This is a genomic window from Rhodopirellula halodulae (genome assembly GCF_020966775.1).
In the GTDB taxonomy this organism is placed as follows: domain Bacteria; phylum Planctomycetota; class Planctomycetia; order Pirellulales; family Pirellulaceae; genus Rhodopirellula; species Rhodopirellula halodulae.
In genome coordinates this window covers 15,460-40,167 of record NZ_JAJKFV010000009.1, presented here as the reverse complement: position 1 = coordinate 40,167, position 24,708 = coordinate 15,460, and the positions used below count along the sequence as shown (strand labels likewise).

15 protein-coding genes are annotated in these 24,708 nt (G+C 57.0%); 2 read left to right on the top strand and 13 right to left on the bottom strand.

Annotated elements, in window-relative coordinates; genetic code table 11:
• Nucleotides 1-87 precede the first annotated feature (87 nt).
• The 13 genes from LOC70_RS06570 to LOC70_RS06510 all read right to left on the bottom strand — a co-directional run bounded on the left by LOC70_RS06570 (nucleotide 88) and on the right by LOC70_RS06510 (nucleotide 20,211).
• On the bottom strand, nucleotides 88-1,053 hold the full coding sequence (locus LOC70_RS06570) for an NAD-dependent epimerase/dehydratase family protein (protein WP_230252681.1): 966 nt from the start codon (nucleotides 1,051-1,053) through the stop codon (nucleotides 88-90).
• Nucleotides 1,054-1,213: 160 nt separating this feature from the next.
• The gene (locus LOC70_RS06565) at nucleotides 1,214-4,042 is read right to left on the bottom strand and encodes a VWA domain-containing protein (protein ID WP_230252679.1); all 2,829 of its coding nucleotides are present in this window, start codon (nucleotides 4,040-4,042) and stop codon (nucleotides 1,214-1,216) included.
• The gene (locus tag LOC70_RS06560) at nucleotides 4,039-6,597 is read right to left on the bottom strand and encodes a BatA domain-containing protein (RefSeq protein ID WP_230252678.1); all 2,559 of its coding nucleotides are present in this window, start codon (nucleotides 6,595-6,597) and stop codon (nucleotides 4,039-4,041) included. Before LOC70_RS06560 ends, LOC70_RS06565 begins: the two co-directional genes overlap by 4 nt.
• Nucleotides 6,598-6,866: 269 nt before the next feature.
• Complete coding sequence (locus tag LOC70_RS06555; RefSeq protein WP_230252979.1) at nucleotides 6,867-7,748, bottom strand: DUF58 domain-containing protein; 882 nt, start codon at nucleotides 7,746-7,748, stop codon at nucleotides 6,867-6,869.
• The gene (locus LOC70_RS06550; RefSeq protein WP_230252677.1) at nucleotides 7,738-8,799 is read right to left on the bottom strand and encodes an AAA family ATPase; all 1,062 of its coding nucleotides are present in this window, start codon (nucleotides 8,797-8,799) and stop codon (nucleotides 7,738-7,740) included. Before LOC70_RS06550 ends, LOC70_RS06555 begins: the two co-directional genes overlap by 11 nt.
• A gap of 176 nt (nucleotides 8,800-8,975) precedes the next feature.
• Nucleotides 8,976-11,420: an alpha/beta hydrolase gene (locus tag LOC70_RS06545; RefSeq protein WP_390889010.1), complete on the bottom strand. Its 2,445-nt coding sequence runs from the start codon at nucleotides 11,418-11,420 to the stop codon at nucleotides 8,976-8,978.
• 178 nt (nucleotides 11,421-11,598) lie between these two features.
• Entirely contained in the window at nucleotides 11,599-12,393 is a 795-nt protein-coding gene (locus LOC70_RS06540) for a hypothetical protein (RefSeq protein ID WP_230252675.1), read from the bottom strand.
• Entirely contained in the window at nucleotides 12,390-12,965 is a 576-nt protein-coding gene (locus tag LOC70_RS06535; RefSeq protein ID WP_230252674.1) for an RNA polymerase sigma factor, read from the bottom strand. Before LOC70_RS06535 ends, LOC70_RS06540 begins: the two co-directional genes overlap by 4 nt.
• Nucleotides 12,966-13,098: 133 nt before the next feature.
• Nucleotides 13,099-13,833 carry an FHA domain-containing protein gene (locus tag LOC70_RS06530; RefSeq protein WP_230252673.1) on the bottom strand — a complete coding sequence of 245 codons (735 nt, stop codon included), beginning with the start codon at nucleotides 13,831-13,833 and terminating at the stop codon, nucleotides 13,099-13,101.
• A 523-nt stretch (nucleotides 13,834-14,356) separates the two neighbouring features.
• A complete protein-coding gene (locus tag LOC70_RS06525; protein WP_230252672.1) occupies nucleotides 14,357-15,802 on the bottom strand; it encodes a UDP-glucose 6-dehydrogenase in 1,446 nt (481 codons plus the stop codon).
• Between the two features lie 339 nt (nucleotides 15,803-16,141).
• Nucleotides 16,142-18,295, bottom strand: a complete 2,154-nt coding sequence (locus LOC70_RS06520; RefSeq protein ID WP_230252977.1) for an esterase/lipase family protein — start codon at nucleotides 18,293-18,295, stop codon at nucleotides 16,142-16,144.
• Nucleotides 18,296-18,703: 408 nt separating this feature from the next.
• Nucleotides 18,704-19,861 (bottom strand): DUF1559 domain-containing protein, encoded by a 1,158-nt coding sequence (locus LOC70_RS06515; protein ID WP_230252671.1) that lies wholly within the window; start codon nucleotides 19,859-19,861, stop codon nucleotides 18,704-18,706.
• A 128-nt stretch (nucleotides 19,862-19,989) separates the two neighbouring features.
• Nucleotides 19,990-20,211: a hypothetical protein gene (locus LOC70_RS06510; RefSeq protein WP_230252669.1), complete on the bottom strand. Its 222-nt coding sequence runs from the start codon at nucleotides 20,209-20,211 to the stop codon at nucleotides 19,990-19,992.
• 467 nt (nucleotides 20,212-20,678) lie between these two features.
• On the opposite strand from LOC70_RS06510, the gene LOC70_RS06505 reads away from it, so the two are divergent.
• Together LOC70_RS06505 and LOC70_RS06500 are read left to right on the top strand one after the other, a co-directional pair.
• Nucleotides 20,679-23,354: a COG1361 S-layer family protein gene (locus LOC70_RS06505; RefSeq protein WP_230252667.1), complete on the top strand. Its 2,676-nt coding sequence runs from the start codon at nucleotides 20,679-20,681 to the stop codon at nucleotides 23,352-23,354.
• Between the two features lie 300 nt (nucleotides 23,355-23,654).
• Nucleotides 23,655-24,599 carry an ATP-binding response regulator gene (locus tag LOC70_RS06500; protein WP_230252665.1) on the top strand — a complete coding sequence of 315 codons (945 nt, stop codon included), beginning with the start codon at nucleotides 23,655-23,657 and terminating at the stop codon, nucleotides 24,597-24,599.
• The last annotated feature ends 109 nt before the right edge of the window (nucleotides 24,600-24,708 follow it).

The window sequence follows — 24,708 nt, the reverse complement described above, 5'->3', positions numbered from 1 at the left end:
CCTCCCGGGATGGATCGGACGAACGAGAGCCTTCCGGTTCGGGAGATGAGGAACTGTTCACCCGTGATTGGCCTGAGTTGGTGGGAGCTAAGGAGAGCTTGGGGATGCCTGGCGATCCGTCGCGGCTTGGATCAATCTTTCCAGACCAACCTGCAATGGCGTGAGTTCGCGGCCCAAGATCTTTTTCATCTTTGTAATGTCAGGGCAACGCCGAGTCATATCGCCCTCGGGCAACGGCGGTAAATGAACGACCTTGGAAGAACTCCCGGTCATCTCAATCACCAACTCTGCCAACTCTTTGATCGTGACTTCGATATCACTGCCGATATTGATTGTTTCGCCGGCCCAACACTCGTCGTCCAGCACACGGGTGGTGGTGTCCAAATTGTCATCGACGTAGCAAAACGTTCGTGTCTGCATCCCGTCGCCGTAGACCGGAATGTCTTCGTTCTTGAGTGCCGCCGCGATGAATTTGGGAACGACAAAGTCCGTGGTTTGCTTGGGGCCATACGTGTTGAAGAAACGAAACACATTGAACGGCAACCCGAACTCTTGGTGATACGAGCGAAAGAATGACTCGCCCAGGTTCTTGATGATCGCGTAAGGCAAACGTGAATTCAGCGGCGTTGTCTGTTCGTGTTGCGGAAGCTCCACCGGCTCGCCATACACCTCGCTGCTGCTGGCATAGAAAACGCGACCGACGCCGGTGTTCTTCGCCAGCGACAAGACATTGCGAATACCGTCGATGTCTTCCAACACGGCGACGGGATTGGCCAACGTCCGTTGCACGCCAACCAACGCCGCGTAGTGGAACACGGCGTCGAAACGAGTCGCCGTCATGATCGGCGACAGATCATTCATGCGATTGACGTCGGCTTTGATGAACCGCACGTTCTTCGCGGACGACGGTGGCAGTTTGGAACGATCACCCGTGACCAAATTGTCGACCACCACGACTTCGTTCTGCGGCGATTCCGCCAAGCGACACGCGAGCGAACCGCCCACGTTGCCAGCTCCGCCGGTGATCAAAATTTTTCGTTGCGTCTGGGTCATGGTGAACATCGAGAGAAGAGAAGCGACCGCGTCAATGATAGCGAGCCCAATCAAACTTCGCGACGCACTCCACCTGAGTTCACTTCATCAACGAAAATTTGAGGCCGTGCCCGCGTCATTGCGGTCGTTTCTCGCAAGTCCGCTGCCGCACACCAATCGTCTAAGCCAAGCGATGCAAACGCCGGGTGATCCATTCAAACGTCAACACGGATGCGATCAACCACATCAAAATCGCGTTGCGACGAAGTGTGAACGCCGCGTCGGGTGTTCCCGCCAGCAAGGTGACTTGCGACTGCGGCACGATGGCTTCGTTCAACTTTGATTGCACAGTTTGCATTGCGACGGAGTCATCCACGCGGACGTACTCGCCTCGTGTCGCGGCGGCCAAGTTCTCCAATTCATCGTCCGCCCGTCGCGGTCGTTCCAATTCGCTGGTCGGCAAACGCACTTGAACACTCTGACGCAAAAGCTGCTCGTCCAAGGCATCACCAACGGCCAGTTGAATCTCGTAGCTGCCGCTCTTGGTCGCCACAAAGTTGCCCGTGTACGTGCCTCCTCGCGGTGAATCAGCCGCCGGCGTGAGCTTCAGGTCTTTGATTTTTCCGTCCGGAGCCAACAACTTCGCGGTGACCGATGGTTCCGTCAGCGGTTGAAATTGATCGTCCACCAACACGGCTCGCAACGTGATGTTTTGCCCCACCATCGCACGGTCGGAATCAACCAACAACACGCCTCGGTTGCTATCGCGAAGCAATCGGCCTTCGCTCACCCAGCGTATGAGCTTGGTGTAGTAGCTGTCAAAATAGCGATCACCTGCCGCACGTAAACGCCACACCTCGCCGCTGCCTTGAAAGAACACTCGACCGGCACCATAGAATTGACTGGCCAAAAAGATCGGCAGGCTACCACTAACCTCGGTCGTGGGATCGGAGAAGTACGCGTAGACCTTGGCACCGGGCTTGGCACTCTTCACGCCGACGTAGTCGTAAACGCCACCGTACTCTTGCCACGTTCCGAAGCTTTCTTCGGGGGAATCAGCCACCCATAGGAACTCAGCCTGCGACGCTTCGGGTGTGAACTCGAGCGGCCACGAATCCGAACCGCCCTGGCGACCACCGCCCAACAACGGTCCTCGTGTTGCCAAGTTCACCGGAAAGAAAGCACCGATTTGATTCGAGCGTCCGTCCGACCGGTCGCCGGAAATCTTGGGATGAAAAACGGGGCCAGCTACCAGCACCAATCCACCGGCCTGTTCCGTCAAAAATCGATCCAGCAAATCCAACGACGACGCATCGATCGCCGACCAATCCGGATCGAACATCACCACCGCGTCGTATTCGAAAAGATCCTCTGCGGTCGCCGGGAACGCGCTCAGCAGTTCATCCGCGTCCTGGCTCATGCCCTGCATTCCCGTTTGCAGCCAAACGTCCAATTGGACGGACTCGTCTCGGTAGAGCAAGTTCCGAACGAAGCGATATTCCCGCGTCGGGCCACCCGCGATGGCCAATACACGCAGCTTTCTAGCGACGACTTCGTAGCGAGCCGTTTGCATGTTGTCGGTGTCGTTGCGATCTTCCGCGGGAACCACAACACGAACCGCCAAACGACGACGCCCTACGGTCTGAGGCTCGATCTCAAAACGCAAATCAGTCAGCGTCGCGTCGGGCTGCAATGTGATTCGCTGGGTCTCCAGCACCACACCTCCGGGCAAAGTGGTGCTGCCATTGGCGGAGCCTTCATCGGCGGCACCTTCGTTGTCCAATGCATCCACCAATTCAACATCAACTTCCATTTCCGATGTCCCGGTGGCTTGCAAGACCGAGGCGACCACAAACTTGTCACCTGGGTACACACGACGCGGCACTTCCAAATCGACAACGCGAATATTGGTGGGTGGCTGGCTGCTGCCCATTCCAACCGGATAAACCGGCACTTCACCGCGGCGGGCCAACGCCAATGCGGACGTCAAGGTTGCTCCGCCGTTGTTCTGCCCATCAGTGATCACGATCACGCCGGCCAACGTCGTCGGATCATGATCCACCAACACGGAACGCAAGGCGTCGCCAATCCGGCTTTGGGCTCCCCCCGCAACAATGATTTGATCCCAATCGACCGCCTTCATCGGCATGTCTTCGTCGGTTTCGCCGGAGACCTCTTCGTCGCCTTCTGCATTCGTTTCGTCATCCGTGGTGGCTTGGGTCTCCATCCCCATCAATTCAGTCAGAGTGCGATCGGTGTGGACGGCATACACACCACCGATGGACACAATGCCACAGACCATGGTGATCGCAGCCACCAACAACGCCCAGCCAATCGCCGATGCGGACGCGGATGATTCCGCAGCCCCCACCGAGGCTCGCTTGTTGGAACCTCGTCCTGAACCAATGCGGAAAATCCCCAAGGCGAAACTAACCACCGAGGCGATTGCAAAGACGATCAAACAAAAACCGCCAAACAACAAAAACGGGCTGGTCGGTTCGCCGCTCTCCGTTTCCAACGACGATGCTTCCTCAGACGCATTGACTTCTTGATCGAAACGCGTTTGCACCAACCGAGGCTCCGTCGCTTGGTCAAACACGTAAACACTGGTGCGATGTTCTTCGGCAAACGTTTCGACGAGATTCGAATCCGCCACCAACTCTCGCGCTCGTTCCATTCTTGACGGAGCTTCGATGGAATCGCCGGATGGCAACGACATACTTTGGCTGGTGTCCACCAACACAATGACTTCGCTGGGACGCGTCACTCGACGTTCCGTTCGACGAACCAAATCGAAGAACAAAAACACAATGGCGGCAACCGCGACCAAACGCAAACCGATCAGCGTCCATCGGACCGGCCGGCGAAGCTCTTCCACATCACGTCGGTAGAAGTAAACGCACGCGGAAAAAGCCGCGACCACGACCAACAACACCGCCGCCCAAATCCACCAACCGTCCAAGGTCGTGGCTCGCGCGAATTCGTAAACGACTTGTTCGGTTGGGTTCATCGCGAAGCTCCCGCGGAGGTCGAACCGGCTTCGTGTTCGTGACGATTCTCCGCCGAGACCGTGCGTTTTCGCGAACGACCGCGAGGTGCGGGGCGAGGCATCTCGGACACGGAAGTCTCACGCCGAGCACGTCCCGTTCGCCGGGGTCCGGCGCCGTCGGCTGTTGGACGAACGTGATACGAAGCCCAGGCCGCCAAAGCTTGTTCCACCGCCAGCATCAACGCCAACAACGCAAGCAAAATCAACAAGAACGTCGACATTCCACCGCCGCCGCCTGGTTCGCCCCAATCGCCGGGCGACAAAAACTCCACTTCCAACGGCAGCAGATCTCGAATCACTTCGGCGTTGCTCACGCGAGCCAAATCCGACTCGCCAACGTTCAGTACAGAGGCGACCGGCAACACCATCGTTTGCCCGTCGACGCCCGTGCGTTGCCATTCAATCGTTCCAGGCATCAACAACTCGTCCAGACCGGCCTGGTCAGCAACGATCAATTCGCGAGGCGAGATCTCAATCGAGTTGGCATTGGCTTCTGCTTCCAATTCGATTTCCAATCGAGGCGGCTCTTTCGCGGGCGGCAACAAAACAACCGATGGCAGATACGATTCACCAGGAACCTCCACCGAGGCGACGGAATCGACCAATCGGCTGGTTGGCGGTGCCGCACCACTGAACAACATCGCATTGCTCTGCAGCAAGAACACAACGAAGGTGGGATCACCGGGCCAGTTGTTCCAACTGCCGTCCAATCCGGTTGCCACCGTCACCACGCGGCCACGACCAAATGAATGCAAGGTCGCAACGGGAGTCTCATCTTCTCGGGCCAACAAAGTTCTGACATTGCTCGGCTGGTTTTCATCGGCTTCGTTGTCCTCGCCACGGAGTTCATTGCGAAGCTCTTCCGATGCAGGAACCGCCGGAACCCATTGCTGGCGAATGTTGACCAAGCCAAAGATCCCATTGCCAGCAGACGCGATCGGACCTAGCAACTGGGCATCGTCACCCAGAACCAACTTGGGCGACTCTTCCGAGTCCGTCCCAAAGTTCAGCGTCGGTGCGATGTTGAAAGGCAGCAAGCCTCCCGCTTCACCACCAACCAATTGGTTGTAGTTCTCAGCATCCACGTTTTGGCCCAAGAACCAACCAAGCCCTCCGCCGTTTTCCACGTATTGCGTCAACGAATCGACGGCTCGGCGCGATAACTGCGGCACGTCGATCAAGTAAACCGCCCGGTAGCGAGCCAATTGCTCGACCGTTACGTCACGCAGCATGGTGACCGGCTGCACCTCAGGAATGGCGCCAATGCGAACCTGGCTTCCCGGATCCAGGACCGACGCAACATGGTACGCTCCAATCGCATCCGCATCGCCACCATCAATCACCAGAACTCGCTGCGCATCTGCGAGCGGAATCGTGCAAACTCGTGAATTGTCGATCTCCAGTGCATCGGATGGCAACTCGACCTTCACCACGTGCGTGCCGACTTCGTTGACGAAGATCTGAAACGACTTCGTCAATTGCTGGCCGCCTGGAATCGAGTCGATCAAAATCACGGGTAAGTTCTGGACTTCGCCGCTGACCGTCACCGTCGGATCAGCCGTTTGCACATCATCCCCATAGGTGATGACGCTGGCCGAAAGCGCCACGTTGGTCGCTTCACGCTGCGAGTAATTCTTGACCGTGACGTTGACGACCACTGGAACACCCGCCACCCAAACATCGGGCGAAGGCGTCAAATCCGTGATCGCCAAATTGCGGTTTGTTGTGTCGCCTCGGTTGCTTGCACAGTCGATCATGCGGATGTCTGCGCCGGCCTGGTCCGCTGACTCCAAAGCTTCCGCCAATCGACGCGGCGAGGCCCAATCTCGCTGAGTGAAATCGCTGACAACATACAACGTTTGGGAATCGGCCGTGGTGGCGGCAATCAAGTCCGAAGCCAGATCGATCGCCGGTACCAAGTCGGTTCGCAACGAAGACGCTCGCGTGGCCATCAAACGATCAATTTGCCGTCCATCCTGAGTCACGGTTTGCGCGGACAAATCTGCCGCCACATCAGCGGACGCGTTTTCTCCCGATGCAACCATGGCCGCGCGACTGGCACGCATTACTGTCAACGTGTGGTTGTTACCATCGGCGGCCAAGCGTTTGACCAACGCCGCGACGGACGCCAAGGCTCGATCGTAAGCCGTGTTGCCGCTGGCTTCGCTCGTTTCGTCATCGTTGTTTCCGGCTCGCGAAACGGATTGTTGCATCGAGTAGCTGTCGTCCAACACGATCACGTGATGCGTCGTTTGCCCGCCAATCGCGGCAATCCACTGCCGACCGCCGACCAACCCAGCCAGCAGAGCGATCAACAACGCCGCCACCGCCAGACGCGATAGCAACAACAACAGTTGACGCAGAACAATCCAGCGTCGTTGTTTGCGGTAGCTCGCCAACAAAAAGTCCATCGCCGCCCACTTGGTCCGGCGATGCCGAAGCAAGTTGATCAGGTGCACCAACAAAGGCACCGCCACAAAAGCGAAGCCAATCGATAGGACGGGGTATAGGAACAAGGGTTTGAAACTATGGTTGGGTCAGATGGGTTTGGTTGTGATGTTCTTCGTGTTGCGTTTGGAATGGAGAACGTTGAACGGCCAGTCTTCTCATCCCAGCTTTCGCCGCTCGCCAGGATGATGCCGTGATCACTCGCTTGCGTTGTGTGCTCGTATGGTTTGCATCGATCTCTTGTTGTGTGTGGGGGTTCTGGATCGTTACCGGACGGCTTGCGCCGTGCCGCTTTCAACTTCTGGTGGTACGGTGCGAACCGTCCGGTCTCGTTCATTCACCCGCGTAACTTTGGCAATGCCTGACGTGCCGACAAAAACTTCGCCAACACGGCGTCCAAAGGCTCGCTCGTGCGAACCTGCAAATAATCAATTTTGAGCCGCCCACATGCTCGACGTGTCTTCTCCAAAAACTCGTCCAACGCCTCCAAATAGCCTTCGCGAAGCGCCGCCGGATTGCAATTCAAAAACGATTCGACCTCCAAACCTTCAAACCGTGTCGCTCCGCTGAAATCGAAATCCATTTCGTCATCGTGCAAGACATGGATCAAGGCAACATCGTGGCCGCGAGCTCGCAACACTCGCAAACCCTCGTGCAATTCCTCGACGCCCAATAAATCCGAAATCACACACACCACGCCAGCACGCGGGATCGCCGAGGCGACTTGTTTGGCAACATGATCCAACTTGGTCTCACCGTCGTGTTCCGCTGACGCCAAACAGGACAACATACGATTGAGTTGATGCTGACTCGATTTCGCGGGAACGCTGTCACGCAACTCCGTATCAAATGTGTACAACCCACAAGCATCTTTTTGCCGCAGAGCCAAATACGCCAACGACGCGGCCAAAGATGCCGCGTACTCGAATTTATTCTGGTCGCCTTCGCCGTAGGACATGCTGCCGCTGCAATCGACCAACAACTGCAAACGCAGGTTGGTTTCTTCTTCGTATTGCTTGATGTGCAAACGGTCTTGCCGCGCGTACACCTTCCAGTCGATGTGCCGCAACTCATCCCCGGGAACGTATTGCCGGTGTTGCAGGAATTCGATGGATTGCCCGAAGTAAGGGCTGCGGTGCATTCCAGATAGAAACCCCTCGACGACTCGCCGGGCGGTCAATTCCAACCGGCGAATCCGAGCGGTGACCTCAGGACGCAAATATCTTTTGGAATCGGGCATCGCGAGACAGTTCGTCCTCGGTCGTCGGGGTTGCGTCAATGATTCGAGCGATCACTTCATCACTGGTGATCCCTTCGCTTTCGGCAGCAAAGTTCACCACCATGCGGTGACGCAAAACGGGAGCCGCCAACGCTTGGATGTCCTCCACCTGCACATGATGTCGGCCTTGCAGCAACGCGCGAGCCTTGCCACCCAGAATCAAAAACTGAACCGCCCGAGGACCGGCCCCCCAGCCCACCAGGTCTTCCACAAAGTCAGGCACGCCTTCGCCGCCAACGCGTGTTTGCCGAACCAGCGACAACGCGTAGCGGACAATGTGATCGCTGACGGGAACTTGCCGAACCAATTGCTGCAACCGCAGGATCTCATCACTGCGAAGCACCGGCTGCGTTTCCGCGACTGCCGATCCAGTCGTCCGACGAGCCACCTCAAACTCCTCATCGAAGCTCGGGTAGTCGACATAAATTTTGAACATGAACCGGTCTTGTTGAGCCTCAGGCAGTGGGTACGTCCCTTCTTGCTCAATCGGGTTCTGCGTTGCCAAGACAAAGAACGGATCATCCAATTGGTGCCGCTGACGACCGGCCGTGACCTGTCGTTCCTGCATGGCTTCCAACAACGACGCCTGGGTCTTCGGCGGTGTTCGGTTGATTTCGTCCGCCAAAACAACGTTGGCGAACAACGGCCCCGGCATGAATCGCAATTCGCGATGCCCCGTCGCCCGATCCTCCTCCATGATCTCCGTGCCCGTCACGTCGGCCGGCATCAAATCGGGTGTGAACTGAATGCGGCTGAACGACAGATCGAGCGTCTTCGCCAACGTGCTGATCATCAACGTTTTCGCCAAACCAGGCACGCCTTCCAGCAACACGTGACCACGGCTGAACAGACAAATCAGAATTTCGTCGATCACTTCTTGCTGACCGACGATGATCTTCCCCAATTCTTCCAACACTCGACGCCGAGCATCATGAAGCAGGTTCAGGTCCGCCTCGCCGATGGCAGCGGAATTTGATTCAGGTGCATTCATCCAAGATGTCTCAGTCGTGATGTCTCTGCAGAAAAAGTCACGTGGGTGGTCCGTCACAGAGGGCGCCGCACGCTTTACCAAGGTAGCCCACCGAACACCGCCGGAGTAGACCGGTCCGCCCGAGCCACCCCAGTTGTTACGCGAGGGAGGAATCCGACACCTACGCCATTCGCGTCTCAGGGGATCTGGACTTTCCCCCAAAAAGGCCGTGCCCGGTCGGCTCGCACGCGGACGTCTTCCAACATCACACCCACCGATTGATCGAAGTTGAAATCCTTTCTTCGCGATCGATAACGCACCGCAATTGGCTCTTTAAAATCCAACGGCATCTGTGGCGTCAACCAAACGGTGAAGGAATCCGAGGGTGCCTGAGAAATCAACACTTCGTTGTTTGCCATCACGCGGGCTCGCACGGGAGCGGCTTTCAAGCGTTCCGCTTCGTCCCAAAGGATGGGGTTGATTGCTAACCCGGGCAACATCTCCTGCCACTCCAGCCACCAAAAGAATCGATCTCCGTCACGCATCGATCCAACTTCGAGGTCCTCCGGCGGCGGCGGCCGACGATGATTCGGCGTCTTCATCCACTCGAAAATCCGATCGGCTTCTTCGGAAAAGAAATCCAACCCGCGACCTCGATACAACACGATCATCGCATCGTGGTCGTACGTCATGTATCGGTCGTAGATCGCGCCGAAATCTCGCAATGGCACACCATCCTTGTCCCCTTTGACAATGTAAACCGGCACGTACTTCGAATTTGCGTTGTAGTGTTGCAGTGTTTTGTCCGGTCGACTGCTGATGCTGATCATCCCCGACCATAAATCCGGATGAGACACCGCGATGTCCCAAGCCGCCGTGCCACCGGCACCATGACCACCGATGAACACCCGATCCGCATCAATCGCGAAATGCCGCATGGCGTGGCGAAATGACGAGAGCACGGCATCGTGTTCACGCATCGTGTATTCGTAATCCGGTTGGCCACCACGCGTCCACCGCGGTGCCACAACAATAAAACCATGTCGAATCGAGTGGCCCAAACGCATCATCGACGGGGGCTCTTCATCCGCCGGACCATCTCCGTTCTCATCGCGTGCACTTTGCAGGAACGACTCCTGAGGCACTCCAGACCACCAATTGAGTTGCGTTTCAGCGGGAGCCCCCGCGGCATGCAACGCGACCACGCATGGATAAACCCGATTGGGGTCGTACTCCGGCGGCAACTGAACCACATACGATGCCGGTGGAATCGCGGATGGATCCTCCGCTTGAAACTGGTGAAAGGATGCTTGATCCAAACCGACGTGGAACATGCCGGAGACCACCGGATCGGGCTGGATCATTTCGTCGGTCGCGACGGCGTTGATCCTTGGCGGCTTCATCAGCGGCAACATTTTCGCGACGTAGTCCGCGCGTGCGCCTTCCAACGACGATAACCGCTGAAGGATCTCCTCGCGTTTTCCAGGATCATCCTCCACCAGGTACTCACGCACCAACGAACGCACTTCGATTAGCGACAAGACGATCTTCAAGTTCGTTTCACCCGAACCGTTGCCGAGCAACCAACCGGCGATCGCCAGCGACACTCGGGTTTCGGGATCGATGGTTGAGTTGCCTCCCATGCGAATGAAGTCACTCAATCGGGGAAGCGTCGCCGGAGTCAGCTCGGTCTGAATTTCCGACACGATCGCGTCCAGTGCGCTCTGCTCCGGTTCACGAAGCCCTCCGATCAACTCGCTCAATTGCTGCTTGACCGTTTCGATCTGCTGCTGAGTCTCGTCCATCGACGCGATGAGGTCCGAAACCTTCACCCGAGTCACACGGCTGACTACCGAAGTCGGGAAACGATCCAAAATTTCGCGAGCCAATTCATACTGCCCCGATTCGCGACGCAGGGCCGCTTGATCTAGAAGTTGGCTGGCTTCGTTTTCGACGTATTGAGCGACGATGGGTTTCAGGTCCGCACTCTCGGGGAATTCGTCCAAAATCCGAACCAATTCGCGACGCGCGTCGGCGTAACGTTCCGACTCCGCGAAGAATCGAACCACGTTCAAACGCTCGTCGACATCTTTGGGATCAGTGCTGCGACGAAAGATGTCGCGCAGTTGATCGCTGCTGATCGACGACGTCGCGATCCGCATGTCCAACTTGATCGAATCGTCGGTCTTGAGTGCTTCGACCTTGGCATATTTCGCGGTCAACTCGGTGATGCCCTGAAGCACGGGAAAGGGAGCCCCGTTGGGCCCGCGAATGGTCATGCGTCGCCGACCGAACTGATTGAACGGCGTCACCCCCAACGTCTGCCCGATCGACGCAACCTGATCCCCACCATCCGGAACCGGCTGAAAGAACTGAATGCGTTCATGCAGATCCGGCACATCGCGAGGCTCCGCCGCCACCATGCCGCGGCGATGAACATAGGTTCGGCGCAAACCATCATCGACCACCCAGATCGGACGATTTTGTATGCCGCCTTCGTTTCCCGCCGAAAAAGCGTTCTGGTTCATGCTGGCGACTTCTAGATAAAGCCCACGCAGCACCATCCCATTGCGAAGCGAGATCAGTTGCTCCGCCGAAACGGACGCGGGCCACGCCACCAACCCAAAACAGCACAACGCCACAACCGAGCAAATGAAAACCGATCTCGCGACAAACGATCGAGCGTCAAAACCGCGAGAGACGACCTTCACCGCGTTTGACTCAGCTTGAGAACGCCACCCCCGAGTGCACTCCGAACGCTGCTGTTGGTTCGAGCCGTTCGAGAGCGAGGAAGCAGCGTTCATACAGATTCAGTCGGAGTCAATAAAACAAATTCGCCGTGCGTTGAAGCGTTCGCCCCAACGGTGCAACGCCGGTGCTCAATTGGGCCATCGTCGGTCGTGAATTCGCAATCCACTGAGCCAACAACACCGAATGGCCGCCGGGTTCCGTGTCAGCCACGGGCGGCGAAACCGAGTCATTTGGCACCGATGCAGTGGTCTTGGCTGCTTCGGACGAAGCAATCCGCCAACGGTCCCATTGTGAATTCGCAGCCGCCCGACCGTCGGTTCGCGGACCCGACATCCATCCGTCATTGGAAGCGGACTCATCCGAACCGGATTCCGCCGAAGCGATTTTCGGCATGCCACTTTCGGCACCTGAACTCGCCCCCGACAAAACGCGTTCGCGATCCGACGATTGTTGACTCAACTCTACCTCAACAGATGAATTGGTCGACGCAGAATCCACCATCAAAGCCGCCATTTGGGTGCTCGGCGGCCGTAGGACGATCACTGCCATCACACATGCACCGATCGCCATCGCCCAAGCGGGCATCGATGCCCGCTGCAACAAATCTCGCCAACGAACCAACCGCGAATCGGCGGAATGTCGCGACGCCGTCGATTTCAATCCGGACTCCAGCTGACGCCAAATCTGAAGCGTTTGCTGACAATGCGGACATCCCACCAAATGCGGATCGCGTTCGATGTCACTTTCTTCGCCCAAATCGATCCACTGATTCATCCGAGCCTCGAAGGCTTCGCATGTTCCGCGGGAGCGACTGTTGTGTTTTGTTTCTGGCTTCATTGCCGATTCAGGAAGTTCGCGAGTCATGCGACACCTCCGCTCTCTTCTCTTAAACGTTCGATAACCTGAAGACGGGCGCGATGCACCCATGTTTTGATTGTGCCGGGAGGATGTCCCATCCAGCGGGACGCTTGCTCGTACGACATCCCGTCCAAATGAACCAATTCAAACGCTTGACGACTGGTCGGCGACAACGCGTTCATCGCCTCTTGTAACGACTGCTCCGCCACCACTCCCGCCGCCGTGGTTCGCTCGTCGGCGATGGACGCGTGTGATTCGTTGATCAACGCGACACGTGGTCGGCCGCGTTGCTTCGCCAAGAAAGATCGGCAGCGATTCCCCGCAATCGTTGCCAACCACGGTTCGATCGGACGAGTTCGATCCCAAGACTGGATCGAGGCGGCGACCCGACGAAAGGTTTCTTGCGTGACGTCTTCCGCGTCTTGATGATGCCCTAACCAACGGACGCAGACCCGGTAGACCATTTCGCGGTGCCGGCGAAACAGTTCAGCAAAGGCGGAATCCATTCCCGATTCACGTCCCAGATAGGCGTCCGCCAACGCCTCATTGGATAACATCGCAAGCGTGCCTGTTTTCATAACATCACTATCGCTCAATTACACCTTCATCCGCCAGCGGGCAAACCTTACTCCGCCAGCAGACAAACTCTCCTCTGCTAGCGGGCATCGACTCATTCGCCGACACGGATCCGCCTTCTCGAGCAAGATCCACTCAGCGACCGCTGAAGAAACGCTTCAGCGCATCGTCAGCCGCGTCACGCGAATTTTCTTTCAATGCCTTCTTTGCACTAGCGGGCAGCTTGCCAGGCTTGCCTTTCGGCGGGATCACGCGTGAACCGGTGCTGGTGTCATCGTCGGATGACATGCGAGTGTCATTGTCAGCCTTTGGCTTTTTCACCGCATCTTCGATCATCACCGTTCCATCGACGGACAGATCATCGCTCTTGTCGCCGTCCTTCCCATCCAAACGAAACTGCCGCGTGTCGGGATCGGTTTGTTTGCGAACGCGATCAATCGCATCCGCCTCGTCCAACCACGAATCGACGTCGACATCTTCGAAACGACTGTCTTCGCTGCCACCTTCCTTCACTCGTGCCGCTGCGTCGGCGACGTTTTTGACTTCCGGCTTTTTCGCTGCGTTCAAACCATGTTCGATCACCAAGGTGAACATCAATCGACCGATGCGGAGCTGGTCACCGTCCTTCAGCACCTTGGCTTTGTCGGCGGGAAGACGTTTCTCGTTGACATAGGTGCCGTTGCGACTCTTCAGATCCTGCACTAGGACCCGGCCGTCTTTCAGTGCCAAGATGCAATGGCGTCGACTGACCGATTCACTCTTGGGTCGCAGTTGGCACGATTCACTCCGGCCGATCAAGAATCGTTTTTCGGAAACCTCGATCTCTTTGCCTTCATGGCTGCCCGATTGGACTCGCAGTCTGACTTGCATCGGTACCCTTCGTCGCGAAAATCGAACGTTGAATCGCTGGAACGGATTCGTTCACGAATCAAACGCATGGATGAGTGGCTGAACGCGGTGCATTGCCGGTGCAAAGAGAGGACCGATTGGGATCGTTTTTGTCACCAAGAATCATTTCTTGGCCGGTCGTCAACCGCGTTCGTCGCCGATCTTATTGTAATTGCCCGAATAGTGGGAGAGGATTCATCCTCCATTCCAGCCCGTTATAGCAAGTTTCGGCACCACTACCTCTTTTGGGGAATACGGAACCGCTCATCTCTAGCACTCACTCGGCAATCTTGAACAGGCCGGATCTAGGCTTCCGGCTTCTCGCCGGCCCGTGTGGTCTTCGAATGACCTTTGGACCCACGTTACGATCCAAAAACTGCCTATTTTAGGCATGTTTTCTCAGCGAAATCATTGCTGACTCGCCAAAAAAGAACGGCAGAATCCATGCCACTTTGGACGGATACTGCCGAACGAGATCTTGCGATGAACAGAAAAATTTTCGCAGTTAGCGAGAGAACCCGATGCCGTGGTACTGAAACCCAAGCTCTTCGAGCGACAAGCTCTTCAGCTTATTGCGACCGTCAAAGATGAACGCAGGTTTTTTCATCTGCTCGGCGATCGCCCGAAAGTCGGCTTCTTCAAACTCGTCCCATTCCGTCAGCACCGCGATCGCGTGAGCGTCCTTGGCGGCGGACTCCGCATCCGAAACGACTTCGATGTTGTTTTCGATCAGTTGACGCGAAATCGCGCTGAGTTCCTGGTCGCCGTTTTGGAAAACGGCTTCCATGTCCGACACAATCTGTTCTTTCGTGACTTGCGGGTCATAGATCGACAAACGAGCTTTCTCGAGCAACAGATCTCGACACACATAGATGGCCGCCGATTCCCGCGTGTCGTTGGTGTCTTTCTTGAACGCGAAACCCCAGATCGCGATCTTCTTGTCCGAGACCGTGTTGAACATCGTCCGAACCATGCGATGCACAAACCGACGTTTCTGGTAGTCGTTCATCGCGACAACTTGTTGCCAGTAATCAGCCACCTCGGGCAACCCAAAGTATTCGCACAGATAAACCAGATTCAGAATGTCTTTCTGGAAACACGAACCTCCGAATCCCACCGATGCTTTCAGAAACTTTGGCCCGATCCGCGAATCGGTGCCGATCGCTGCGGCCACCTCGTCGACGTCGGCTTCGGTGGCTTCGCACAACGCCGAAATCGAATTGATGGAGGAGACTCGTTGGGCCAAAAAAGCATTGGCGGTCAACTTCGACAGCTCACTGCTCCATAAGTTGGTCGTCAGCAAACGTTCGCGTGGAACCCATTGAGCGTACACATCGACCAAGGCCTGAATCGCTTCCTCACGCTCGCCACCAATCAGAACACGGTCGGGCGACAGCAAGTCGTCAACCGCAGTGCCCTCGGCCAGGAATTCAGGATTGGACAAAACGTCAAAGGTCGCGCCGGTAGTCGCTTCGCCCAAAATCGCCTTGACGGCCTCGGCGGTACGAACCGGCAGCGTCGACTTCTCGACGACGATCTTGTGTCCTTCAGAAACCTCCGCGATCTTGCGAGCACACTTTTCAATGAACTCGAGGTTCGCTGCACGACCGGCTCCCACACCAAACGTCTTCGTGGGCGTGTTGACCGAGATGAAAATCATGTCGGCTTCGCGAATCGCTTGATCCACTTCGGTGGTGAAGATCAAATTCTGGTCGCGTCGCCCTTTGACAATCTCGTCCAGTCCTGGTTCATAAACTGGAAGTGTGTCGCTGTTCCACTGAGCGATTCGCTGCGCGTTGATATCGACGACTTTGACTTCGATGTCATGGCACTTGTGAGCGATCATCGCCATCGTCGGACCGCCGACATAACCAGCGCCGATGCAGCAAATTTTCTTCACAGGCCCAACCGCGGGAAGTTGGGGCGAGGGGGCAGCAGCAGTTGCGGACATGAGCAAGATCGATACTTGAAGACGAGTTCAGGAAAGGGCGTTGTCGAATCGCCCGTTGGCGTGGCCTCACCAATCTAGTCGCCTCGCCTGACTTCGCCTCCCCCGGTACCGATACCCTTCCATTTTTCGCATGCGGGGGTTTGGTTGTAACGGCGCAGCAGGTCAATCCTTCGATGCATTCGCTGGCTGCTTAAAAAGATCAGCAGACCACTACCGGCATTCAATTCCGGTTGTGACACCCGTAGCGATTGTGCGGATTCGGCAAAGTAGACGGGTGGCAGAACAGCGACCACCAAGTCCATCGCTCGGCAGTGAAGCTACAACGCCGACCAAATCGTGTCATCGCCGCGATTGAGCCGACGGCGCGCTCATCAATTGATAGACCGATGCACTGGGCGAAATTTGCCCGCGCGAAATCTGCCCTGACGACACCTGTCCTGAAGGAACCGGCCCAACCGAGCCTCGTCCGGACAGAGTCTGCGGCGAGAGATTCGGTGCCAGGTCCGTGATCATCCCTGACGCCGCATCGCTCACCAGTGGCGTCGCCGATTTTGGTGCCCAGGCCAAGCGATCTTGCGAGTCCACATCATCCAAGTGCTCCAGCAGAATCCGCCGAACCTCAAAGATGGCTTTGCCGGTCATGTGCAATTTGGTGTGCGTGGCATCCACCAGCAATTCGCTCTCCGTATCGTCCATCGTCGCACTGGCATACTCCACAACGCCATCGCCCCGATGATGCCGTCCGGCAAACAGTGGTGGATCCTCCAGCACACCAACAATGTTGTGATACTTCACATGCGACGAACGCTTGGCACGCAACATCACCGGAAAGATCGGTGAGTCCGGTGCCAATGAGTCCACTGCATTGGCCTCGGTCAACAATCGCGTGTCGCGGAAGAACCCTGGGTTGGCTCGCGTCAAACGATTGCCTGCCGACACAGCCATTTTCGGAAGCTGAATCATCTTGCCGGCCAACCAACGCGTCGCCGTGTTTGCGAGGTTGCTCCCGCGATGAGGCGTTCCGATCGTGATGACTCGGCCGACCGTTTGGTTCGGCCGAAACTCCAACGCACTGACGAGCTTGTTGATATCTTCCGGCGGTCCGCGCAGTTTCTCTTTGGGTTGATCACTGACTAAGTTCCAAAAATCGTCGCCGCTTTCGATCGTTTGCATTCGGCTCACCAGCCCACCCATGCTGTGTCCGACCAAGACGGTGTGGTCGACCGCACGATCTTGTCCCGCGGGATCGAACGTCTGTCGCATGGCGAACAAGTCGCTTCGCAACTGCGTCGCGCTCAACCAAAACGGTTGACCCGATGGATAAAGGTAAAACCAAAACTGGTACCGTTCTCGAATTTCCGGAAAGCTGCGGAGGTCATTGAACATGTCCATCCAAGTCAGCGGGCTGGACCACAAACCGTGCACCATCAACACCGGGATGCGATTGGGATCGTACGGCTCCAACATGTAGATGCCGCGTTTCTGCTGAGCATCGTCTGGATCCAGCAAGCCTTCGGTGGCTCGGTCGCGTTTGCGGTATTCGTCACTATCCAAGAAATACGCCAGTGGCGTGGTCAGGTCGGTTTCCAAGGGAACCCAACTGCCGGCCAACTGAATCTGGTTGGCTCGTAGCGGGTCAAAGAACTCCAAGACACAAACCGCCGTTTCCTCAGCCGCGCGAAAGTCACCCGAATGCGAGGCTGGCATAACGCGAGACGCATGACTTGGCCGCGAAGGAGGCTCGGTTGAACAACGCAGCAACGCGGTCACGGCGTAGCTCAACCCTTCCGGATAGTACTGTTCCTCTCGATGCCCCTCGCCACGTGGCTTGCGAACGGCAATCAATGGAACCCCCAAGCCGTAGGTTGTATGCCGGTTGTTCAGTGTCTTGATGTCGTAGTCGCTGACGAATTCGTAGTGGTCGAATTCGTCTTCCTTCCAAGCCCCGCGCATTTCGGCGCGAATCACAAACTTCTGATTCGCGGTTTGAATCGTGTAGGTCTGCCCGGGACGCAAACGGTTTTCCGCACACAACAACCGCAGCAAGTCTTCCAAGGACTCGTTGTACAGATCGCAAACAGCACGGAACTGTGGGTCGTATTGATTGCGAACTTCGCTCAACTGATCGCCAAAGAGATAGCGATAGCTGGTCGTCAGCGCGACGCCGTAGTGATTCATCGCATCGCTGGAGCGTCCGTCGCGGTCCGCGATTTTTCCTTCGACGTAAGACAATTCCGACAGAGCGTAAGCAAGCTCGACATCGGGGTTCTGCGCATTCAGCGTTTGCAAGCGATGCAAACAAATCTTGCTGTCATCCTGATAGGTTTCGATCAAACCATAACGACGAAGTGTTCCTTGCGTTCGAACACTGATCTCGGGCCCACGCCAACGCAGAAGGTGCAGCGTGTTGGTCAACGCGTTGTCGCGAATCGACCTGTTTTCCAGATAACGAGAAGCGACACATCCGGTCGAGCTTCCGAAACAGGCGAGCAATAGCAGGAAGATCCAGGCGCAACGCAAACGACTCACCGGGGGCGGAGAGTTCGAATGCAAAATCGGTCGTCGGTACGAACGATCGGAGCGGACCATGCGTGGACACTAGGAAACCCGCGGGTTTCATGTCAATGTGATCCCGGAAAGTCGCGAATTCATGCCGCTATCAAACCAATCCGAAAGAGACAACTCGTGCACCGGCCAGATCGCGCCGCTTCCGCTCACAAGCACCACCCCATCGCGGCTCGGCACGAGAAGGCTGGTGTCAAATCTCAGCCTTCGTCGATGAACACGCCGCCGCGTCGCTCGAGCCACCAATGAAAAAACGCTCGCCAGAATTGATCCCGGCGAGCGTCTTGATGTTGGCTTGGAAACGGAAGTTTGATGACAAACAACCGTGACCCGCTATCAGAACTCTAGACCTTGAGTTTCTTTCATCGCCTTGGTTCCCAAAGCTCCCCACAAACCGTAAGGGCTTCTTGCTCCCGGAGGTGTGGTAGAAGATCCAACCGGCCAGTTTGGCGCGTTCGCTCGCGAGTTCCCCGCTTCGATCGAGTCAGTGATGAAGCGAACCGCCCCATCACCCATCAACACGTGGGCACCGCCTTGGTGACGACTACCAACGGTGACCATGCAGTCCGAACCGTCGCCGGCCCATGAACAACTGACGCCGTTCGGAGGCATAATTGTCGTCACACTCGACATCACGGGACGACCATCCGCCCAACGCATCCCGCGTCGCTGCGAAATATCCCACCTATTCGCGTTAGTGCCAGCGACGTGGAACTGCGGGCGTGCCGGATCAATGGTGTCTTCGCAAACCGCTGGCTCACTGAAGAAGGCAGCGTTGCGGTTACGGTTGACGACCACGGTGTTGATTTCCAACGTGTTGTTGTCGACCACAATCTCACCGCAAGCAATCGTGTTGCTCAAACCGTCCAAGACGTCACGAAAACGAGTCTGAACCCGAGTCACGAAGAACCCCCGGTCCATCCCGCCTCGGCGTGGCAAGCACCATCCCATTTCGGTGCCGTTCTGATTAACACATGAGTGGTTGTTACTGCCGATTCCGTCACCGATACAAGCTGCGTAATTGGTGAAGGCTTCAAAGTTACCCGGAGGTGTAAGCGGATCGCTTGGGCAACGGAATGTACCCACCTGAGTCAACCAAGGCGTGTAGTTGCGGTCCCAAGGCACGGGCCCCATCGCGGGGAACGGGGTGCCACGGGTGCTTCCGTTGTGGTTGATAGCGCGTGGGTTGGCGATTTGCTCCCACAACCCCTGCTGCTCAATGAATGGGGTCAACCCGACCAAAAAGCTCTGCAGGTGGCGATTTCCTGGATTGTCGTAAGTACCACCACTTTGGGTCGGCAGTCGGTTGTACGCCGAGTGATAGTTGTGAATACCCAAGCCAATTTGCTTGAAATTATTGCTGCACTGCATACGCCGCGCTGCTTCGCGTGCCGCTTGAACAGCAGGCAAGAGAAGCCCCACCAGCACGCCGATGATCGCGATCACGACCAACAATTCGACGAGGGTGAAGCCCTGAGGAGATTTGCGTTTCATTGAAAACGCTCCTTTGAAAACAAAGAAAAGAAAAGTGGACAACCAACACGGTGTCCAGAGAAAGAGCTCTCAATCGAGAGCAGAATCGTCTCAGCAAAACCGACCCGAAGTCGGTCAGCCTCGCAAAATCACTTGCTCATCATGTCGGCGGCGTTGGATTCCTCCATCGCCTCCATTTGCTCTTCGGTGTGCACGACGCTGTCGTCCACCTCAGAGACCGTGACGTCGTTGTTGGGGCCGCACCCGACAACACCAACGAGACAAATTATCGAAGCAAACGCTGCAAATGCTTTTTTGACCATCATACACTCCTGATGAAAAACTAATGAAATCTCTGCGTGCGGCGGCATACCGTCAGAACTGGATCCGCCAACTCCATGGCTAGTCTATGGACGCGTAGCCGACAACGCAAAAACCGCATAAGTTCGCTGCCTGCGACATTTTACGCAGCAAAACCCTCTTTTTTCACCGATCCTAAACCACCCTCCAGGGGAGCCTACGCTCACATTACGCACCCACCCGCTCATGCAGATGCACCGCCCACCCCTCTTCCTTACTGCAGCCAGTTGAAACGGCAACATTTCTTACCCTTTATTTTTGGGTCGCCCGCGAATCTACTTTTTCAGCGAACAGCCGGTGTCGCCTGAACACCGCCGACTCAGCTCAAAGGCCCACTCTCCTGAAAGGAACGAATTCGAGAATGAGAATTCATCGCTGATTCGGTTTCTGACCTTGTTTCATGCGGCGACGGTTTGCTAACCACGCATGCCTGGAACCAGACTTTCGCCAGGATGTGACGCGAAAGACACGCAAAGGAATGCGAACGATGGAAATTTTCGGCAAACGAATTGGCTACCGGCTAACAGGCGGAGTCGCGACAATCTTGTTGGGTGCTTTTGCCGCAGCCCAAGCCCAACGCAGCGAACTGCCGGACGACACCCAACTGGCCGAGGCCTCCGCACCCGCGCTCGACGTCCCGAGCTGGCAATCGGAAATGCTGGCCCCCATCGCCGCGCCCCAATTCGATAGTTCATCGGACCCAACGCCGACGAACGAACCGAGCGTGATCCAGCAAGTCGGATTCGATGACGAGACCTTTGTCTCTCAACCGGTCGACATGGCGTCTCATAGCGAATCGGTTTCCGACCCCGGCGCCGGTCCTTCGTCATTCTCGATGCCCGAACCTGGATCCCAGCCCGAAGCCAACGTGGCGGACGCTCCGGCACCCATGACTTTCGGCATGCCTCCCATGGACGCGCCCGCGGATGGGAACGAGCCCACAACCGGAGGCCAACCCATGGCAATGCCAGAAGCTGATCTATCGATGCCCGGCGGCTTCGAAATGCCTGACATGAGCATGACCATGTCAACGCCCGCCCCGATGGAGGCCACCGCACCGATCAACGAAGGACCTTCCGCGGACATGCCAGCGACCGACCAAGGCGGACCTGGAATGCTCGGCAGCTTCGGCGAAGCCAGTGCACCATCGATGCCCGCTGCTCCGGTCCCTGGCCCAGCCACTGACGCTGCGGCGATGACCGACGTTCCCGTCAACGACATGCGTTCGGGCAACGCCCTACGAATGGGCGATGCTCCCAACATGTCCGCCATGCCAGAGCCTGTTGGGATGCCTTCGGCACAAAACCAAGAAAACTCTTTCGCCGACCAACCACTTCCAAACCTGCCCGCTCCCGGATTCTCAAACGATTCCGCTCCCGCCAACCGCGCGGACTACGGACCAGCAGCGGATCATGGTTTTGGCGCAGATCCCAACCAGCCAAACGCTTTCGAATCACCCAATCAGTTCGCCGGCATGCCGGAACCCACCGGCCCGACCAGCCGACGTGGTGCTCCCGCCATGAACGACCTGCGATCGGCACCAGCCGACATGCAGTTTGGTGCAAACGACTCGATGAACGCACCTTCCGCCTACGGCACGCCCGAACCAAGTTCGCCTCACCCCGCCGCTCAAGACCTATCGACGCCCAACCCATCGGCGCCGAACCAGTTGCCAACTCGTTTCGCCAGCCAACGTGGACTGCCCGCACCCGGTTTCGCCATGGGTGGAGCCGACGCGGGCACACAAGCTCAATCAACCGCATTCGCGATGCCCGGCGAACGACGATTGGAAGGAATGCAAACACCAAGCATCGTCATTCACAAAGAAGCTCCGCCGGAGGTCAAAGTCGGCCAACCCGCGACGTTCCGCCTGAATGTTCAAAACGTTGGCACCGCCGAAGCCATGGGTGTGCGAGTCCACGACACGATTCCCGCTGGCATGCGATTCAATGACGCATCAGGCAATCCCGTGATGCAAGGCGATGCCTTGATGTGGGAACTTGGCAATCTGCCCGCCGGCGAGCAACGCGTGATCACGATGAACCTGACACCGATCGAAGAAGGCGAACTCGGCAGCATCGCGCGAGTGACTTTCGAAGCGGCCGCGTCCGTTCGCACTCGCAGCACCCGACCTGAACTGAAAGTGGTGCAGCACGCACCGACTCAAGTTTTGATCGGACAACAGCTCGAAATCGAATTGGAAGTTTCCAACGTTGGATCGGGTGCCGCAACAAACGTTGTCCTTCGCGAAGACGTCCCGCAAGGCATGGACCACCCCGGTGGCCGCGAATTGGATTCGTATTTGAATACTTTGCGTCCCGGTGAAGTTCGCCACGAAGTGCTTCGCATGCGAGCCACCGCTCCAGGCGTCATTCGCAATACCGTGCAACTCGTTTCTGACGATGCCGAGCCCACCCAACACACCGTTGAAGTGGAAGTCGTTGCACCGGAGATCGACATTCGCTTGACCGGTCCAGGTCGCCGCTTCTTGGAACGACAAGCCACCTACGAAGTGGAACTGCTGAACCGTGGAACCGCCCCGGCCACCAATGTCGAAATCATCGCACGCTTGGATCGCGGGTTCACCTTCGTCAGCACCGAGAACGCTGGCTACTACGATCCCAACCGCCACGCCGTGTTGTGGTCGCTGGCTTCGCTGCCACCGGGCAAACCAGCCAAGGTGCCTTTGACACTGCTGCCAGTTGAAGAAGGTGAACAAGCCATCCAACTGGAAGCTTCCGCCGACCTGGACACTCGTGCGACCAGCGAGAACACCGTCCGAGTCGAATCGCAAGCCGAGCTGACCTTCGCCATCAGCGACTTGGCGGATCCGATCGAGCAGGGCGCCGAAACCACCTACGAGATCCGCGTCCAAAACACCGGCTCGCGAAACGACTCGAATGTACAAGTCCGTTTGATGGTGCCTCGCGGCATGGAAGTCGTCGGTGCCGACGCGGACGTTCGTCCCGACGGTCAAGGCGGCATGATGTTCGCCCCGGAAAACGAACTGCCGGCTGGCTCCGAACTGACCTATCGCATCCGCGTTCGTGGCTTGGCGGCGGAAACGCATGTCGTGAAAGCGATCGTGACCAGCGACCAATCGCCCAAACCGGTCACGAAAGAAGAATCGACCATGGTCTACGCAGATCGCTGATGGAATTCGCGACGTTGGTTTGTAAGGCTGGCTCGTCGGGTCGACGAGCCCCTCACCTGACGAGCCCCAACCAGTAGCAGCGAGCAATCCGAACTCGCGACGAACACAGGTCTCGATCAGCACGGACTGGTGGCTAACATTCCCGAGCGGCATCTTCGGGTGGTTTCCTCACCCGAGAAGGCGACCTACAGTATGGATTCCTGGGGACGTTGCCCCGGGCGCTGAAAATCAGAGGGCACGAGATGCCCGGGGACTGAGATTCAGCGGCTCGACTGTTTGCCCTTCGCGGAGTCTGCTCCCGTGAGTGATCGCGTTCTGATTATCGAATCCGATGCGGATGCACGCGACGAATTGGTGCGCATTCTCGAGGACGATTCTTTCGAAGTCGTTTCGGCGAACACTTGCGACCAGTCGCTCGAGCATTTGTCAGTCGACACATTCGATTTGATCATCACCGAGCTTCCTCAGTGCAAATCGATGAGCGGTTCCAGCTCGCCCTCCAGCGACGCCGGCACCGCTGCGATCCGATGGGTCGAACAATTGCGAGCCCTCGCCCCTCGCGTTCCAATCATCTTGATCACACGCGAGGGAGCCGAACCCGTTGCCGGCGAAGCGTTGATGCGTGGCGCGGCGACCTACATTCCACTGCATTTGGCCAGTGAAGGTTTGGTCGAAACGGTCGAGCAAGTCCTCAAGGTCAGCCGATCAGCATCGCAAGCCACTGACATCGACCAGTGCGTTTCGCGAATCAAGCTGGAACTGGTTTTGCCCAGTCACGAGCAACTCGTTCCCGCGGTGATCGCGCGACTGGAACATGAACTCGAACAACTTCATTTGTTCGACGAGATGACCTGGACGCAAATCGCGATGGCACTCGACGAAGCCATCTTGAACGCGATGATCCACGGCAACTTGGAGGTCGAATCGGCACTTCGCGAAGTCGACGACGGCAAAGCCTACCAGGAAAAGATCGCTCGCCACCGCGAAACGTCTCCTTACGCGGAACGACGGACCTACGTCACTTTGACCGCAACTCGAAGCCAAGCCGTGTTTGTGATCCGAGACCAAGGTCCGGGTTACGACGTGTCGGCATTGCCCGATCCAACCGATCCCGCCAACCTGGAATCGATCGGCGGCCGGGGACTGCTTTTGATCAGCGCGTTCATGGACGAGATTCATCACAACGAAATTGGGAACGAGCTGACGATGATCAAACGCAAACGTTCCGGCGTCGTTGCCACCTGAGCCGTACTCGGCAGCTTTTTGCGTCTTCAGCCGAGCCACTTTGGACTCGAAGCTCTCTTTCTGCGGGCGGCTTGCCTCCAACACCACCATGGGTGCTCGCGTCGCCATG